This window comes from Micromonospora sp. M51, assembly GCF_018070305.1.
In the GTDB taxonomy this organism is placed as follows: domain Bacteria; phylum Actinomycetota; class Actinomycetes; order Mycobacteriales; family Micromonosporaceae; genus Micromonospora; species Micromonospora parva.
Genome location: NZ_JAGPXZ010001249.1, coordinates 1 through 1028 on the forward strand (window position 1 = coordinate 1; position 1028 = coordinate 1028).

Below are 1028 nucleotides of genomic sequence, written 5' to 3' on the forward strand. Positions count from 1 at the left end.
GATCTGGTAGATCGCCGACGTGCCGGCGCCGGTGGGCAACACCACCAGGGCGTCGCGCCGCTTCATCACCGCGCGCATGGCGGCCAGTTGGTTGGGCCGCAGCGCCTTCCAGCCGAAAAGACTGCGGGCCGCGCGGCGCAACGTCATCGAGTGCGTGGACAGTTTCATCGAGGGCCGGAGGTACCCGAGCCCCTGACCGCCGAAACGCCTTCGCGGACGATCATTGGCCGGGCACCTGCCGTGCCCTCGATCACCGGCCCGCCGGCAGTCGCGTCAGCGCAGCCGGGGCAGGACCTCGCGCTGGTAGAGGTCGAACAGTCCCTGGTAGTGCGGGCCGGTGTTGGCCACGTAGACCTCGTCGAAGCCGGCCTTGGCGTACTTGTCGATCATTTCGAGGTGCGCGTCGGCGCTGTTGCCGCAGACGAACGCCTCCTTCAGCATCTCCGGCCTGACCAGCTCGCTGGCCTGCTCGAAGTGCCGCGGCGAGGGCAGCACCTGGGACAGCTCACCCGGCACCCCGGCGTTGGGCCAGCGCTCGTACGCGATCCGCATCCCCTCGTCCTCGCTGTCGGCGTACGCCGCCTTGAAGCCGGCCTGGCACGGCTTGTCGCCGCCGCCGTTCTCGCGGAAGCGCCGGACCATCTCACCGTCGGGCATCGTGCTGACGTAGCCGTCGCCGATCCGGGCGGCCAGGTCGATCGCCTTCGGTCCGAAGCCGGAGACGTAGATCGGCGGGGGAGCGTCGGGCAGCGTGTAGATCCGGGCCTGCTCCACCGTGTAGTGCTTGCCGTGGTGGCTGACGAAGTCGCCGCCCCACAGCGCGCGCAGCACCTCGACGGCCTCCTCCAGCATCTCCAGCCGGACGTCGGCCTGCGGCCAGGCGTCGCCGAAGATGTGTTCGTTGAGCGCCTCGCCGGTGCCGACGCCGAGCACGAACCGTCCGCCGTGCAGCACCGCGCTGGTCGCCGCCGCCTGGGCGATCACGGCCGGGTGGATCCGGACCGTCGGGCAGGTCACCGCCGTGGTCA

General features: G+C 70.7%; 1 protein-coding gene and 1 pseudogene. Both read right to left on the reverse strand.

The features are described from left to right. Positions 1 to 168: pseudogene (locus KBX53_RS36750) on the reverse strand (recombinase RecQ); the annotation flags it as partial. A 105-nt stretch (positions 169 to 273) separates the two neighbouring features. Next, positions 274 to 1028, reverse strand: a 755-nt coding sequence (locus tag KBX53_RS34040; protein WP_210863935.1) for a TIGR03557 family F420-dependent LLM class oxidoreductase, incomplete at its 5' end; no start/stop codon positions are given.